Here is a 13,334-nt window from a genome sequence, read left to right as displayed (position 1 = left end):
TTTCATTGGCTGTCGATCACGTCTGGAAAGGTTCCATAATCGCCCATCCGTCCTAAAGCCATACGGCAGCTGAAGCTTGCCCTCAAGGTGTCGTCGACTTCGACCTTCAGAACCGCTCTGTCGCCGATCAGAACTCCCAAAGTCACATGAGGGCTGTAGTCATGGCCAACGGCACCGATTGTCTCAAGACCGCGTGCCTCCGCGATACCTAACAACTTTCGATGAAGAGCCTGTAATCCCTCTTCCGCGGCTATCTCCAAACCGAAGTAGACCCCTCCTTCAGGAACGTAGAAGTTCTCGGCGTCGATGTACGCAATCTTGATGCCGGTAGCGCGTAGGTGTAGCGAGGGGGCCTCCGTGTCCGTACACTCGGCCCAAACGCGGACTGCATCCATTTCCGTTCCGCTGAAGTGCAGGACTGACACATGAGGTGGTCTTGCCTCGCCAACGGTCATGATGGGGTCCGCCTCTGCGGAAATCACCCGAGACATGGAGATGAGCTTCTCTGACATGTCGAAGTCGGGCAGTAGTATTACACCGAATCTCACACATCTCCTCCGCGTTAACGGTTGCGGCGGACCAGCTGGCATGCCCTCGGATACCAATGTCTATCAAGACTCGATGGCCTACACCCGAGGTTTACGCGCCATTGATCATCTCGTGTAACCTCAGTTCCTCTTCGCACGCTACCGCATCGTTGGCGACTGAGTTCCGGCCTCAACATGCTGACCCAGGTGGGCGCGGGCGACCTGGCCCGGCACCACGTGCACATGTGCGGCGTCGACACCGGCTGGATCACCGACGAGAACCCGGCCGCTCGCAAGGCCCGCCGCGCGGCGTCCGGCTGGCGTCCGCCGTTGGACGTCGTCGACGCGGCGGCGCGGATCTACGACCCGATCATCCGCGGCGAGAGCGGCGACCCGGTCCACGGCGTGCTGCTGAAAAACTACGCCCGCGTGCCCTGGTAGGCCTGCACGCGCGCTGCCTGCCGGGCGTTTCGCCGCGCGGCCTGCCGGGCGTTCGTGGGTGAGGGGTCTACGCGGGGCCTGCCGGGCGTCCGTGGGTGAGAGGTCTACGCGGGGCCCGGCAGGCGTCCGCGGGCGAGGGGCCTACGCCCGCGCGGCCTGGTAGGCGGCCACCAGCGACGTGAGGTAGCGCTCCGGCGTGAAGGCGGTGATGTCGCGGCGGCCGGTCTCGATGGTTGCCGACCGCAGCGTCTCGTCGCGCAGCAGCCGGACGATGGCCGCGGCGAACAACGCCGGGTCTGGCGCGGCGGCGATCCGGGGCGGGAGGCCGGGGTCGATGCGGTGGGCGAGGGCCTCGTCGGCGACCACGACCGGCAGGCCGCACGCCTCCGCCTCGGCCAGCACGAGACCCTGCGTGTCGGTCAGGGACGGGAAGGCGAGCACGTCGGCCATCCGGTAGTAGCCGGCGACCATGCGGGGCGGCACCGGCGGGATCAGCCGGACGCGGTCGCCCAGGCCGAGGCGGTCGGCGGCTGCACGGACGGCGCGGCGGCCCTGATGCGCGCCGACGAGGACCAGGTGCGCGCCGGGCACCGTACGCAGCAGAAGCTTGAAGGCGGTCAGCAGCAGGGCGGGATTCTTCTCGGGGGTGACGCGCCCGACGTGCAGGACCACGGGCGCGTCCGCGGGCAGGCCCAGCTGAGCGCGCCGCGAGCCGCAGAAGGACGGACCGCAAAGGGCCGGGCCGGAGAGTGCCGGGCCGGAAAGGGCTGGGTCGGAAAGTGCCGGGCCTGAGAGTGCCGGGTCGGAAAGGGCCGGGTCGGAAAGGGCTGGGTCGGAAAGGGCTGGGTCGGACAGGGCCGGGCCGGAGAGAGGTGCCGAGCCGGAGACGACCGGCGGGGCGGTCACCGGCGTCGGCAGGATCCGGATCTCCGGGACCTTCCCCACGGCTCGGAGACCGAGTGCCGCTTTGCGGGACGGTGCGAGGATCATCCGCGTACGCTCGAAAAGACCGTGACCGAGCACCGACAGCCGGTGATGCCGCCGGCCGTTCCAATCGCTCAGCTCGAGGTAGTCGCGGACCGACCAGCCCAGCCGCATCCGGTGCGCGGAGGACGCCGCGGCCATCGCCAGGTCGGGGTAGTGCCGCACGTACGCCAGCATGTCGATGTGCCAGGTGACGACCACCGGCAGGCGGTGCCGGGCGGCGTACGCGAACCCGGTCATCCCGGCCGTCCCCGTGGTGTGCACGTGGACCACGTCGGCGGGCGCACCATCCGGTCCGGCGCCCCACGGGAGCGCCACCCGCATGCGCCGGACCGGGTACGGCACCGCCCGCAGCTGGTCGGCTCGGCGCCGCCCGATCAGCGGCCCGGGCCGGTGGTCGCGCACCTGGTGACCGGCCTCGCGGAGCAGCTTTACCGTGCGGCCCACCGAGGCCGACACCCCGTCCGGCCGGCCCGGGTGGCTGTCGCTGAAGTGCGAGACCCGCACCCGGGCGCGGCTCAGGCCGTGTCCCGGGGATCAGCCAGGGCTGCGGCGTGGCCCAGCGCGCGCCTGACGCCACCCACGACACACCCACATCCAACACCAGGATGAGGGCGCGCCGCGGGCGAGGCCAGCCACCCTCTGGACCTCGCCTCGCACATGACTGATCCCCGGGACACGGCCTACTCGTCGCCGGCGGGCACGCTGTTCAGCTCGCGCAGCTGCTGGGTGACGTGGTCGTTGAGCGCCGTCTGGTAGCTCTTCGCCAGCATCGCCAGCCGGTCGATCTCGTCGAGCGCGGCGGACCGCTTGGCGCTCAGCGTGCTCAGCGCCTCGCTGTGGTTGCGCCGGGCGTCGCTCTCGATGGTCGCCGCCTTGAGCTGCGCCTCGCTGGAGATCTGCTCGGACTTGCCGCGGGCGCCGGTGATCACCGTGTCGGCCTCGCGCTCGGCGTCGCGCATGTGGTCGTCGGCGGTGCGCTGCGCCATGGCCAGCACGCGGGCGTTGCGGTCGTCGTCACCGGCCGGCGAGGTCGGCATCGGCGTCGGCGGGGTCGAGCGGCGGGCCCGGTCGAGCTGGTCCTGGACGGTACGCGCGGTCTGCTCGGCCCGGGCGCGTGCCTCCTGCGCCCGTTCGAGCTGCTGGGCGATCTCGGCGAACTCGCCGTTGAGCACCATGGTCGAGGCCGCGTTGCCGCCGCCACCGGGGCCACCCACGCGCTGGGCCCGGTCGCGGAGGGACCCGTTCTCCTCGAGGAGCCGGATCAGCTCCTGCTCGACCTCGTCGAGGAAGGCGTCGACCTCCTCCTCGTCGTACCCACGCTTGCCCATCGGCGGCTTCTTGAAGGCCATGTTGTGGATGTCTGCGGGAGTGAGCGGCATCGTGGAGTCCTCGTTCATGCGGCGACAAGTGGTGCGGCAGGCATCTTAGGCAATCGAACGCTCCTTCGTAGTGTCCATGGTCACGCACCGGCCTTGTTCAGGGTGCCAGGGCGAGTGCGAGCTGCGACGACCAGGCTCGCACAATACGAGCTCGGCGCCGCGAGTCGTCGGTCAGGACGTCGGCCAACGCCAGTCCGCGGGCGAGATCCAGGGTCGCCTGGACGAGGGTCCGCTGGGCGGGATCGGCGTCGTCGGCGCCGAGCAGCCGGACGGCCCGGCGGTGCACCCCTCGTGCAAAATGCCTTTCCAGGGGTACGACCGCAGCACGCAGTTCGGGGTCCGCCGCCGCGACGGTCCACACCTGCAGCGCGGCCCGGAACAGCTCGCCCCCGATGACGTCCACCAGCCCGGCGACGACGGCGTGGGTTCGGTGCGGCCCGGCGCCCCGCGGCTCGGGCAGGGCGTCCAGCTGCGCCGCGCGTTCCGCGAACATGTGCTCCAAGGCCCCCAGGATCAGAGCTTCCCGCGTACGGAAGTGATGTTGCACCGCGCCCCGGCTGATGCCGGCCTCCGTCGCGATCAGGCCGACCGTGGAGGCCTCCCATCCGTGCGCGGCGAGGCACCGGATGGTGGTCTCCAGCAGCCGTAGCCGCGTCGCCCGGCTGCGGTCCTGTTTGGGGGAGGCCGTGTCAGTCATGGCTCTGTACGACCACGAGCGGCGTTCCCTGACTCACCTGCTGACCCGGTGTCACCGGGGTCTCGCTGACCGTGCCGTCGCCGGGGGCTTTGACCGCGTGTTCCATCTTCATGGCTTCCAGCCAGACCAGCGGCTGGCCCGCCGTGACCGTCTCGCCGACCCGCACGCCCACCCGCACCACGGTTCCGGGCATCGGCGCGATCAGCGCCCCGGCGGGCAGCTGCGCCGAGGGGTCCGCGAACCGTGGCACCGCCGTCAGCTCCACCGAGGCGTCGGCCCCGTCCACGACGACCCGATCGCCGAATCTCCCGACGGTCCACCGCCGGCGCACCCCGTCCACGTCCAGCACGACCTGCGCCGCGTCGGCGTCGACCAGCGTGGGGGCGTCGCCGCCGTCGACCTCCAGCACGCCCCGGGCGAAGCGGTAGCGGACCTCGATCTCGCGGTCGCCGAGCGCGTAGACCCGGCTGCGGAAGCCGACCGGGATGTTGCGGAAGCCGCTGGTCACGCCGGGCAGGAGTGGGCCGCGCCCGGCGGCCGCGTCGGAGAGCGCCGCCACGAGAGCGTGGAGTGCGGCGTCGGGGGAGCGGACCAGCGTCGCGGGCGGGTGGGCCGTGTAGAAGCCGGTGTCCGCGGTGCCGTCCAGGAACGCCGGGTGCAGGAGGGTGCCGACCAGCAGGTCACGGTTGGTGGCGACGCCGTGCACCCGGGCGCGGCGCAGTGTCGCGGCCAGCCTCCGGGCGGCCTCGGTACGGGTTCCGGCGTACGCGATGACCTTGGCCAGCATCGCGTCGTAGTGCGGCCCGACCTCGCTGCCGGCCTCCACCCCGGAGTCGACCCGGACGTCGTCCAGGAGGGGGACCTCGAACGTGGCGAGCGTGCCGGTCTGCGGACGCCAGTCGTCGAGCGGGCTCTCGGCGTACAGGCGGGCCTCGACAGCGTGGCCGGTCATCTCCGGCTCCGGGCCGGTCAGCCGCCGCCCCTCGGCGACGTCCAGCTGGAGCGCGACCAGGTCGACGCCCGTGACGCACTCGGTGACCGGATGCTCGACCTGGAGGCGGGTGTTCATCTCCAGGAACCAGAAGTCGCCGTCCGCGGACGCCAGGAACTCGACCGTGCCGGCTCCGGTGTAGCCGACCGCGGCGGCCGCGTCCCGGCCCGCCGCGAGCAGGCGTTTGCGCAGGTCGCCGCCGAGGCGTTCGACCAACGGGGACGGCGCCTCCTCGATCACCTTCTGGTGGCGGCGCTGCAGCGAGCACTCGCGTTCGCCGAGCGCCCAGACGGTGCCGTGCTGGTCGGCGAGCACCTGGACCTCTACGTGGTGCCCACTCGGGAGGTAGCGCTCGCAGAAGACGTCGGGATCACCGAAAGCGGCCTCTGCCTCCCGGGACGCGGTCGCGATCGCATCCTTCAAATCGGAAATGTCGGATACCACCCGCATGCCCCGGCCGCCGCCGCCCGCCGAGGCCTTCACCAGCAGGGGGAGGTCGGACTCGGTGATGGTCGCCGGGTCCAGCTCGGGCAGCACGGGTACGCCGGCGGCGGCCATCAGGCGCTTCGCCGACACCTTCGAGCCCATCGCGGCGATCGCGTCCGGCGACGGGCCGATCCAGGTCAGCCCGGCGTCCAGCACGGCCCGGGCGAAGTCCGCGTTCTCGGAGAGGAAGCCGTACCCGGGGTGGACGGCGTCGGCCCCGGCGCGGCGGGCGGCCTCGATGATCAGGTCGCCGCGCAGGTAGGTGTCGGCCGGTGACGCGCCGGGCAGGCGTACGGCCGCATCGGCCTCCGCCACGTGCGGGCTGCCGGCGTCCGGGTCGGCGAAGACCGCGACCGTGCCCAAGCCGCGCTGCCGGCACGTGCGGAAGATCCGCCGGGCGATCTCGCCCCGGTTGGCGACCAGAACCGAGGTGATCATGACTCCCTCACATCCGGAAGACGCCGAAGGCGCCGGTGCCGCGCACCGGCGCGCTGTGGACCGCGGAAAGCGCGACGCCGAGGACGTCGCGGGTGTCCCGCGGGTCGATGATCCCGTCGTCGTAGACCAGCCCCGACAGGACCATCGGCATCGCCTCCGCGGAGATCTGCTGCTCGATCATGTGCCGCACGACCTGCGCACCGTCCTCGTCGAAAGGCTTGCCCTGAGCCAGCGCCGACGCCTTGGACACCATGTACTGCACGTCGGCGAGCTGCTGCGCGCCCATCACCGCGGACCGGGCGCTCGGCCAGGCGAACACGAACCGCGGGTCGTACGCCCGCCCGCACATGCCGTAGTGCCCGGCGCCGTACGAGTTGCCGATCAGCAGCGACAGATGCGGGACGGTCGAGTTGGACACCGCGTTGATCATCATCGCGCCGTGCTTGATGATGCCGCCCTGCTCGTACTCCTTGCCGACCATGTAGCCGGTGGTGTTGTGCAGGAACAGCAGCGGCGTGTGCGAACGGTTGGCGAGCTGGATGAACTGGGCGGCCTTCTGCGCCTCCTCGCTGAACAGCACGCCGCGCTCGTTGGCCAGGATGCCGACCGGATAGCCGTGCAGGGTGGCCCAGCCGGTCACCAGCGAGCTCCCGTACCGCGGCTTGACCTCGTCGAAGTCGCTGTCGTCGACGATCCGGGCGATCACCTCGCGCGGGTCGAACGGCGCCTTGAGGCCGGGTGGCACGATCGAGAGCAGATCTTCGGCGGGGTAGCGGGGCGTCGTCGTCACGGCCGGGGAGGGGCCGGACTTGTGCCAGTTCAGCCGGGCCACGATGCGCCGGCCGATCCGGATCGCGTCCGGCTCGTCCGCCGCGAAGTGGTCGGCCAGCCCCGACACGGTCGCGTGCATCTCGGCGCCGCCCAGCGACTCGTCGTCGGACTCCTCTCCGGTGGCCGCCTTCACCAGCGGCGGCCCGGCCAGGAACACCTTCGACCGCTTCTCGATCATCACCACGTGGTCGCTCATCCCCGGCAGGTACGCGCCGCCCGCGGTCGAGTTGCCGAAGACCAGCGCGATCGTGGGGATGCCGGCCGCTGACAGCCGGGTCAGGTTGCGGAACACCGCGCCGCCCGGGATGAACACGTCCTTCTGGGTGGGCAGGTCGGCGCCGCCGGACTCCACGAGCGAGATCACCGGCAGCCGGTTGACCAGGGCGATCTCGTGCATGCGCAGCGTCTTGCGCAGCGACCACGGGTTGCTCGAGCCACCCTTGACCGTCGGGTCGTTCCCGATCAGCAGGCACTCGACGCCGCTGACCACGCCGATCCCGGCCACGACGCTGCCGCCGACGGTGAAGTCCGAGCCGTAGCCGGCCAGTGCCGCCAGTTCCAGGAACGGCGAGTCCCGGTCCAGCAGCAGCTCGATGCGCTCCCGGGCGGTCAGCTTGCCCCGCGCGTGGTGCCGGTCGACCGCCTTGGGCCCGCCGCCGGCCACGGCCTTCATGGTCTCGGTGGCGACCGCGTCGAGGGCCTCCAGCATGGACTTGCGGGCGGCCAGCGCCTCCTCGCCCGAGGTGTCCAGGGTGGACCGGATGATGGTCACGCGTCCTCCAGCAGCCAGGCGGGGATGTCGACGTGCCGGGAGCGCAGCCACTCGCCGAGGCCCTTGGCCTGCGGGTCGAACCGCGCGTTGTAGGCGACGCCCTGCCCGAGCAGGCCCTCGATCACGACGTTCACGGCGTTGACGCGTGGCAGGCGGGTGACCCGGATCGGCAGCTCCGCCGCCTCCGGGAGCAGGGCTTTCAGGGTGCGCTCGGTGATCAGGTCACGGAGCCAGGGGTACGCCCGCGCGTCACGTACCCAAAGACCGATGTTGGCGTCTCCGCCCTTGTCGCCGGACCGCGCCCCGGCGAGCGTGCCCAGCGGCAGCGATCGCGTCGGGGGGAACGAACGTTCTTTCTCCGGGAAGGAACGTTCGTTCTCTTTGTTACGGCCCGGGTCACCGGCTTCCGGGCCGGGCAGCGGTTCCAGCGCGCGCGTGACCGTGGGCGGGGCGATCGCCTCGACCGTGCCGTCGGCCAGCACCACCTCGTGCTCGCGCTGGGGGACATACGAGGCCGTGAAGACGCCGTAGGGGTGGGCGCGACCGGGCGGCGACGTCGCGAAGAAACCCGGGTAGGAGGCCAGCGCCAGCTCCACGGCGCCGTCGGCGAAGGCCCGGCCGGCCACCTTCTCGTCCTTGTCGCGTGCCACCACCGTGAGCAGCGCGGACGCCTGCTGCTGGGTGGGCGCGTCGGGCCTGTCGAGCCGGGTGAGGGTCCAGGTCACCTCGGCCGGCCGGGTGCGCGCGGCGGCCTCGAACTGGCGGCGGAACAGGGCGGCCTTGGCCTCGATGTCCAGCCCGGTGAGGACCACCGTGAGCTCGTTGCGGAAGCCGCCCACGGCGGTATGCGCCACCTTGAGGTCCGGGGGCGGCGCTTCCCCGCGTACGCCGAAGATCTCGACCCTGTCCTTGCCCTGTTGCCGCAGCTCGATCGTGTCGAGGCGGGTGGTGACGTCGGGGCCGGGGTAGCGGGCGTCGCCGATCTCGTAGACCAGCTGGGCGGTCACCGTGCCGGCCGTGACCGCGCCGCCCGTGCCGGGGTGCTTGGTGATGACGCTGGAGCCGTCCGGGCGGATCTCGGCGATCGGGAAGCCCGGCCGTCCCAGGTCGGCGATCTCGGCGAAGAAGGCGTAGTTGCCGCCGGTCGACTGGGTTCCGCACTCCAGGACGTGGCCGGCCACCGTGGCGCCTGCGAGGGCGTCCAGGTCGGTGCGGTTCCAGCCGAAGCGGGCGATGGCCGGGCCGACCACCAGCGAGGCGTCGGTGACCCGGCCGGTGATCACGATGTCCGCTCCCGCCTCCAGCGCGCGGGCGATGCCGAAGGCGCCGAGGTAGGCGTGACCGCCGTCCTGCTCCACGTTGCGCACCGTCGCGATCCGGGCGTCGACGCCGAGCTCACGGATCGCCGCCGCCAGCCCGTCAGGGTTGACGCCGCCCGCGTTGCTGACGATGCGGACGCGGCGGTCGAGGGCCAGGCGGAGGCAGTCGCGGAGCTGGGCGAGGAAGCTCTTCGCGTAGCCGGTCGCGGGGTCCGCCGCCCGGTCCCGGCTCAGGATCAGCATGGTGAGCTCGGCCAGGTAGTCGCCGGTCAGCACGTCCAGCACGCCGCCCGCTCCGCCGCCCGCTCCGCCGCCCGCTCCGCCGCCCGTGCCGCCACCCTCGAGCATCTCCCGCATCGCGGGCAGCCGGTCCCCGTAGAAGCCGGAGCAGTTGCCGATGCGCAGCACCCCGTGACGGTCGCACAACGCGGAAAAACAAGCAAGCGTGCTTGTTTCCCCGGCGCTGTGATGACTACCGTCAGGGTATGCGGCTGAACGAGGACCATCAGGCACTCCGCGAAAGCGTGCGCCGGTTCGTCGACGCGGAGATCAACCCCTATGTCGACGACTGGGAGGCCGCCGGGCGGGTGCCGTTGCACTCGTTGTTCCCCAAGGCCGCCAAGCTGGGGCTGCTGGGGCTGGAGTACGCCCCCGAGTACGGCGGTGAGGGCGCCGACCACAGTTTCCAGATGATCGCCGCCGAGGAGTACGGCCGGATCAACGCCACCGGCGTCGGCATGGCCATCGGTGTGCAGGCGGCGATGGCGACCCCGTCCCTGCACGAGCTCGGCACACCGGAGCTCAAGGAGCGCTACCTCGCGCCGGCGATCGCGGGCACCGCGGTCGCGGCGATCGCGGTCACCGAGCCGGACACCGGGTCGGACGTGTCCCGGCTGCGCACCCGGGCGGCCCGCGACGGCGACGACTGGGTGATCACCGGGCGGAAGGTCTACATCACCAACGGGGCCCAGGCCGACTGGATCTGCCTGCTCGCGCGCACCTCCGACGAGGGCGGCCACCGCGGCATGTCGCAGATCGTGGTGCCCACCGATCTCCCCGGCTTCAGCGTCGCGCGCACCTTCGACAAACTCGGCAACCGCTGCTCGGACACCGCCGAACTCGTGTTCGACGAGGTGCGCGTGCCCGTGGCGAACACCATCGGCGTCATCGGGCGCGGGTTCCAGCAGCAGATGCGGCAGTTCGTGCTGGAGCGCATGTTCGCCTCGTACACGACCGTCGGCGGCGCCCAGCACGCGCTGGACCGCACCCGCGACTTCGTCCGGGACCGCACGGTCTTCGGGACCAGGCTCGCCGACCGTCAGTACGTGGCGTTCCGGCTCACCGAGCTCCAGGCCGAGGTCGACCTGCTGCGCAGCCACAACCTGCAGACCTGCGAGGCGCTGATGGCCGGCGAGGACATCACCCGGCAGGCGACGGTCGCCAAGCTCAAGGCGGGCCGGCTGATCCGGGAGGTGGCCGACTGGTGCCTGCAGTTCCACGGCGGCATGGGCTACCTGGAGGACACCTGGACCGCCCGGCTGGTCCGGGACACCCGGCTCACCTCGATCGGGGCCGGCGCCGACGAGGTCATGCTGTCCGTGCTGGCCCGGCTCGACGGGCTGCCGGGATGAGGACCGCCCTGGTCACCGGCGGGATGAGCGGCCTCGGCGCGGCGGCCGCGGCCCGGCTCGCCGCGGACGGCATCCGGGTCGTCACCCTGGATCTGACACCCGACGCCGATCTCGTGGCCGACGTGACCTCGTCTGAGGCCGTCCGGCACGCCGCTCTCGCCGTGGAGCCGGACATCCTGGTCAACTCGGCCGGCGTCATCGGGCCCGCCGGGCCGCTGTGGGAGCTGCCGCCGGACGAGTGGGACAGGACGTTCGCGGTCAACGTGCGCGGCACCTTCAACATGTGCCAGGCCTTCGTGCCCGGGATGATCTCGCGGGGCTGGGGGCGCGTGATCAACATGGCCAGCATCTCCGGCAAGGACGGCAACCCGAACATGTCGGCGTACTCGGCCTCCAAGGCGGCCGTGATCGCGCTGACCAAGTCCCTCGGCAAGGAGCTCGCCACGACCGGCGTGCTGGTCAACGCGATCGCGCCCGCGGTGATCGAGACGCCGATGAACGCGTCGACCGACCCGGCCGCCCTCGCCCACATCACCAGCCTGATCCCGATGAAGCGGGTCGGCCGGCCGGCGGAGGTGGCCGAGCTGATCGCCTGGCTGGCCTCCGACAAGGTGACCTTCTCGACCGGCGCGGTCTACGACATCAGCGGCGGCCGGGCCACCTACTAGCTACCACTTCACCATGGCGGCCAGCGGGTTCTCGACGGCGTCGGCGACGGCTCGCATGAAGCCGGCGGCGGTGCCTCCGTCGCAGACGCGGTGGTCGAAGACGAAGGACATCTGGGTGATCTTGCGGGGGACGATCTGGCCGTCCACCACCCAGGGGCGGTCGATGATGCGGCCGAAGCCGAGGATCGCCACCTGCGGGTGGTTGATGATCGCGGCGCTGCCGTCCACGTTGAAGCTGCCGTAGTTGTTGAGCGTGAACGTGCCGGACTGGTCGATCGGGCGGCCCTCGCGGGCGTCCACGGTGACCTGGCGGATCCGTTCGTCCAGCGTGGCGACGCTCATCGAGCCGGCGCCGGCCACCGTGGGGACCAGCAGGCCGCGCGGGGTCTGTGCGGCCAGGCCGAGGTTGATCTGCTCGTGCTGGACGATCTCCTGGCGGTCGGTGTCCAGGCTGCTGTTGAGGACCGGGTAGCGCTTGAGCGCCTCCACGGTGAACCGGGCCAGGTAGGCGAGGATGCCCGGGCCGGGGCGGACGCTCTCCCGGATGTTCCACAGCTCGGTGGCGTCCACGTCGACCCAGACGGTCGCCTCGGGGATCTCCGAGCGGCTGCGGGTCAGCGCCGCCGACACCGCCTTGCGGAAGCCGGTGAGCGGGATCCGGGTCTCCGCCGACGGTGGCTTGGCCAGGGCCCGCATGACGTCGGCCCGGACCACGAGGCCGTCCGGCCCGGTCGGGTCGAGGGTGGCCACATCGACGCCGCCCTCGCGCGCCAGCTTGCGGACCAGGGGAGAGATGACGCGGGTCGAGCGAGCAGGGGCGGCGGGTGCGGGTGCCGCGGGGGCCGGTGCGGTGCGGGGCTTTCTGCGCCGGCCACCGCTGGAGGTCGACGTGGTGCCGTAGCCGACGAGGACGTTGCCCGAGCCGGCCTTCTCCTCCGCCCGATACACCTCGGCCGACGTGACCGCCTCGACGGAGAACAGGGGCTTGCCCACGTCGAGCGTCTGACCCTCGGTGCCGTGCAAGGCGCAGACCTTCCCCGCGTACGGGCTGGGCAGCTCGATCACCGACTTGGCCGTCTCCACCTCGACCACCGCCTGGTCCACGGCCACCACATCGCCCTCGGCCACCAGCCAGCGCACGATCTCCGCCTCGGTCAGGCCCTCGCCGAGGTCGGGGAGCAGGAAGGTGTTCACGGGTACTCCCACTGGAGGTCGTCGACGGCGTCCAGGATCCGGTCGACGCCGGGCAGCTGGAAGTGCTCCAGCTTCGGCGGCGGGAACGGGATGTCGAAACCGGTGACCCGGCGGATCGGGGCGGCGAGGGAGTGGAAGCACCGCTCGGTCACCCGGGCGACGATCTCCGAGGAGACGCTGGCGAAGCCGGACGCCTCGGCCACGACCACCGCCCGGCCGGTGCTGCGGACCGCCGCGCAGACGGTCTCGTCGTCGAACGGCACGATCGAGCGCAGGTCCACCACCTGCAGGCTGCGGCCCTCCTGGGCGGCGACCGCGGCGGCCTCGAGCGCGACGGGCACCGACGGCCCGTACGCGATCAGGGTGGCGTCGGTGCCCTCCCGCCGGACCACCGCCGTGCCGATCGGGGGCTGTTCCTCGGTCGTGTCCACCTCGTCCTTGACGAAGTAGAGCTTCTTCGGCTCCAGGAACACCACCGGGTCCGGCGAGGCGATCGAGGCCCGCAGCAGGGCGTACGCATCGGAGGGGTGCGAGGGTGCGACGACGTGCAGGCCGGGGGTGTGCGCGTAGTAGGCCTCGGACGAGTCGCAGTGGTGCTCGACGCCGCCGATGCCGCCCGCGTAGGGCACCCGGATGACCATCGGCAGCGCGACGCGCCCGCGGGTCCGGTTGCGCATCTTCGCCACGTGCGAGATCACCTGCTCGAACGCGGGGTACGCGAAGGCGTCGAACTGCATCTCGACGACCGGGCGCATCCCGTTCATGGCCAGCCCGACCGCCATGCCGACGATGCCGGACTCGGCCAGCGGCGTGTCGAAGCAGCGCTGCTCGCCGAAGGTCGCGGTGAGCCCGTCGGTGATCCGGAAGACGCCACCCAGCGGGCCGACGTCCTCGCCGAACATCAGCACCGTGGGGTCGGCCGCCATCTCATCGTGCAGTGCGCGGTTCAGCGCCTGCGCCATCGACAGCTTCT

Annotated in this window: 12 protein-coding genes; 3 read left to right on the top strand and 9 right to left on the bottom strand. The window is 71.6% G+C overall.

All coding sequences use genetic code 11. The features are described from left to right. Positions 1–2 precede the first annotated feature (2 nt). Entirely contained in the window at positions 3–548 is a 546-nt protein-coding gene (locus QSK31_RS12945) for a 2'-5' RNA ligase family protein (RefSeq protein ID WP_285683817.1), read from the bottom strand. 174 nt (positions 549–722) lie between these two features. Here QSK31_RS12945 and QSK31_RS12940 point away from each other — a divergent pair, with 174 nt between their 5' ends. Beyond that, positions 723–968 carry a hypothetical protein gene (locus tag QSK31_RS12940; protein ID WP_285683816.1) on the top strand — a complete coding sequence of 82 codons (246 nt, stop codon included), beginning with the start codon at positions 723–725 and terminating at the stop codon, positions 966–968. Positions 969–1,109: 141 nt separating this feature from the next. On the opposite strand, the gene QSK31_RS12935 is transcribed toward QSK31_RS12940, so the two are convergent. The 6 genes from QSK31_RS12935 to QSK31_RS12910 form a co-directional block, all read right to left on the bottom strand. Next, entirely contained in the window at positions 1,110–2,399 is a 1,290-nt protein-coding gene (locus QSK31_RS12935) for a glycosyltransferase (protein WP_285683814.1), read from the bottom strand. Positions 2,400–2,635: 236 nt separating this feature from the next. Then, complete coding sequence (locus QSK31_RS12930; protein WP_285683813.1) at positions 2,636–3,352, bottom strand: DivIVA domain-containing protein; 717 nt, start codon at positions 3,350–3,352, stop codon at positions 2,636–2,638. Positions 3,353–3,431: 79 nt separating this feature from the next. Further along, on the bottom strand, positions 3,432–4,031 hold the full coding sequence (locus tag QSK31_RS12925) for a TetR/AcrR family transcriptional regulator (RefSeq protein ID WP_285683811.1): 600 nt from the start codon (positions 4,029–4,031) through the stop codon (positions 3,432–3,434). After that, entirely contained in the window at positions 4,024–5,946 is a 1,923-nt protein-coding gene (locus tag QSK31_RS12920; protein ID WP_285683809.1) for an ATP-binding protein, read from the bottom strand. Before QSK31_RS12920 ends, QSK31_RS12925 begins: the two co-directional genes overlap by 8 nt. 7 nt (positions 5,947–5,953) lie before the next feature. After that, positions 5,954–7,549: an acyl-CoA carboxylase subunit beta gene (locus tag QSK31_RS12915; protein ID WP_502872940.1), complete on the bottom strand. Its 1,596-nt coding sequence runs from the start codon at positions 7,547–7,549 to the stop codon at positions 5,954–5,956. After that, a complete protein-coding gene (locus QSK31_RS12910; RefSeq protein ID WP_285683807.1) occupies positions 7,546–9,276 on the bottom strand; it encodes an acyclic terpene utilization AtuA family protein in 1,731 nt (576 codons plus the stop codon). Before QSK31_RS12910 ends, QSK31_RS12915 begins: the two co-directional genes overlap by 4 nt. Positions 9,277–9,353: 77 nt before the next feature. Between QSK31_RS12910 and QSK31_RS12905 the strand changes: the two genes are divergently transcribed. Then, positions 9,354–10,499, top strand: a complete 1,146-nt coding sequence (locus QSK31_RS12905; RefSeq protein WP_285683806.1) for an acyl-CoA dehydrogenase family protein — start codon at positions 9,354–9,356, stop codon at positions 10,497–10,499. Next, positions 10,496–11,167 carry an SDR family NAD(P)-dependent oxidoreductase gene (locus QSK31_RS12900; protein ID WP_285683804.1) on the top strand — a complete coding sequence of 224 codons (672 nt, stop codon included), beginning with the start codon at positions 10,496–10,498 and terminating at the stop codon, positions 11,165–11,167. The genes QSK31_RS12905 and QSK31_RS12900 overlap by 4 nt, the downstream gene beginning before the upstream one ends. Here QSK31_RS12900 and QSK31_RS12895 read toward each other — a convergent pair whose 3' ends face one another. Together QSK31_RS12895 and QSK31_RS12890 are read right to left on the bottom strand one after the other, a co-directional pair. Further along, complete coding sequence (locus QSK31_RS12895; RefSeq protein WP_285683803.1) at positions 11,168–12,361, bottom strand: dihydrolipoamide acetyltransferase family protein; 1,194 nt, start codon at positions 12,359–12,361, stop codon at positions 11,168–11,170. After that, positions 12,358–13,323, bottom strand: a complete 966-nt coding sequence (locus tag QSK31_RS12890; RefSeq protein ID WP_285683915.1) for an alpha-ketoacid dehydrogenase subunit beta — start codon at positions 13,321–13,323, stop codon at positions 12,358–12,360. Before QSK31_RS12890 ends, QSK31_RS12895 begins: the two co-directional genes overlap by 4 nt. Positions 13,324–13,334: the final 11 nt, after the last annotated feature.

This window comes from Actinoplanes sp. NBRC 103695 (assembly GCF_030269485.1).
Taxonomy (GTDB): Bacteria; Actinomycetota; Actinomycetes; order Mycobacteriales; family Micromonosporaceae; genus Actinoplanes.
The sequence above is the reverse complement of the archived record's forward strand: the minus strand, read 5'-3'. Positions and strand labels throughout refer to the sequence as shown.

Bases quoted from the DNA above. Each gene is read 5' to 3' on its own strand.
- QSK31_RS12940 (WP_285683816.1), top strand. From the start codon at position 723: ATGCTGACCCAGGTGGGCGCGGGCGACCTGGCCCGGCACCACGTGCAC.
- QSK31_RS12930 (WP_285683813.1), bottom strand. From the start codon at position 3,352: ATGAACGAGGACTCCACGATGCCGCTCACTCCCGCAGACATCCACAAC.
- QSK31_RS12925 (WP_285683811.1), bottom strand. From the start codon at position 4,031: ATGACTGACACGGCCTCCCCCAAACAGGACCGCAGCCGGGCGACGCGG.
- QSK31_RS12920 (WP_285683809.1), bottom strand. From the start codon at position 5,946: ATGATCACCTCGGTTCTGGTCGCCAACCGGGGCGAGATCGCCCGGCGG.
- QSK31_RS12905 (WP_285683806.1), top strand. From the start codon at position 9,354: ATGCGGCTGAACGAGGACCATCAGGCACTCCGCGAAAGCGTGCGCCGG.
- QSK31_RS12900 (WP_285683804.1), top strand. From the start codon at position 10,496: ATGAGGACCGCCCTGGTCACCGGCGGGATGAGCGGCCTCGGCGCGGCG.
- QSK31_RS12890 (WP_285683915.1), bottom strand. From the start codon at position 13,323: ATGGCGCAGGCGCTGAACCGCGCACTGCACGATGAGATGGCGGCCGAC.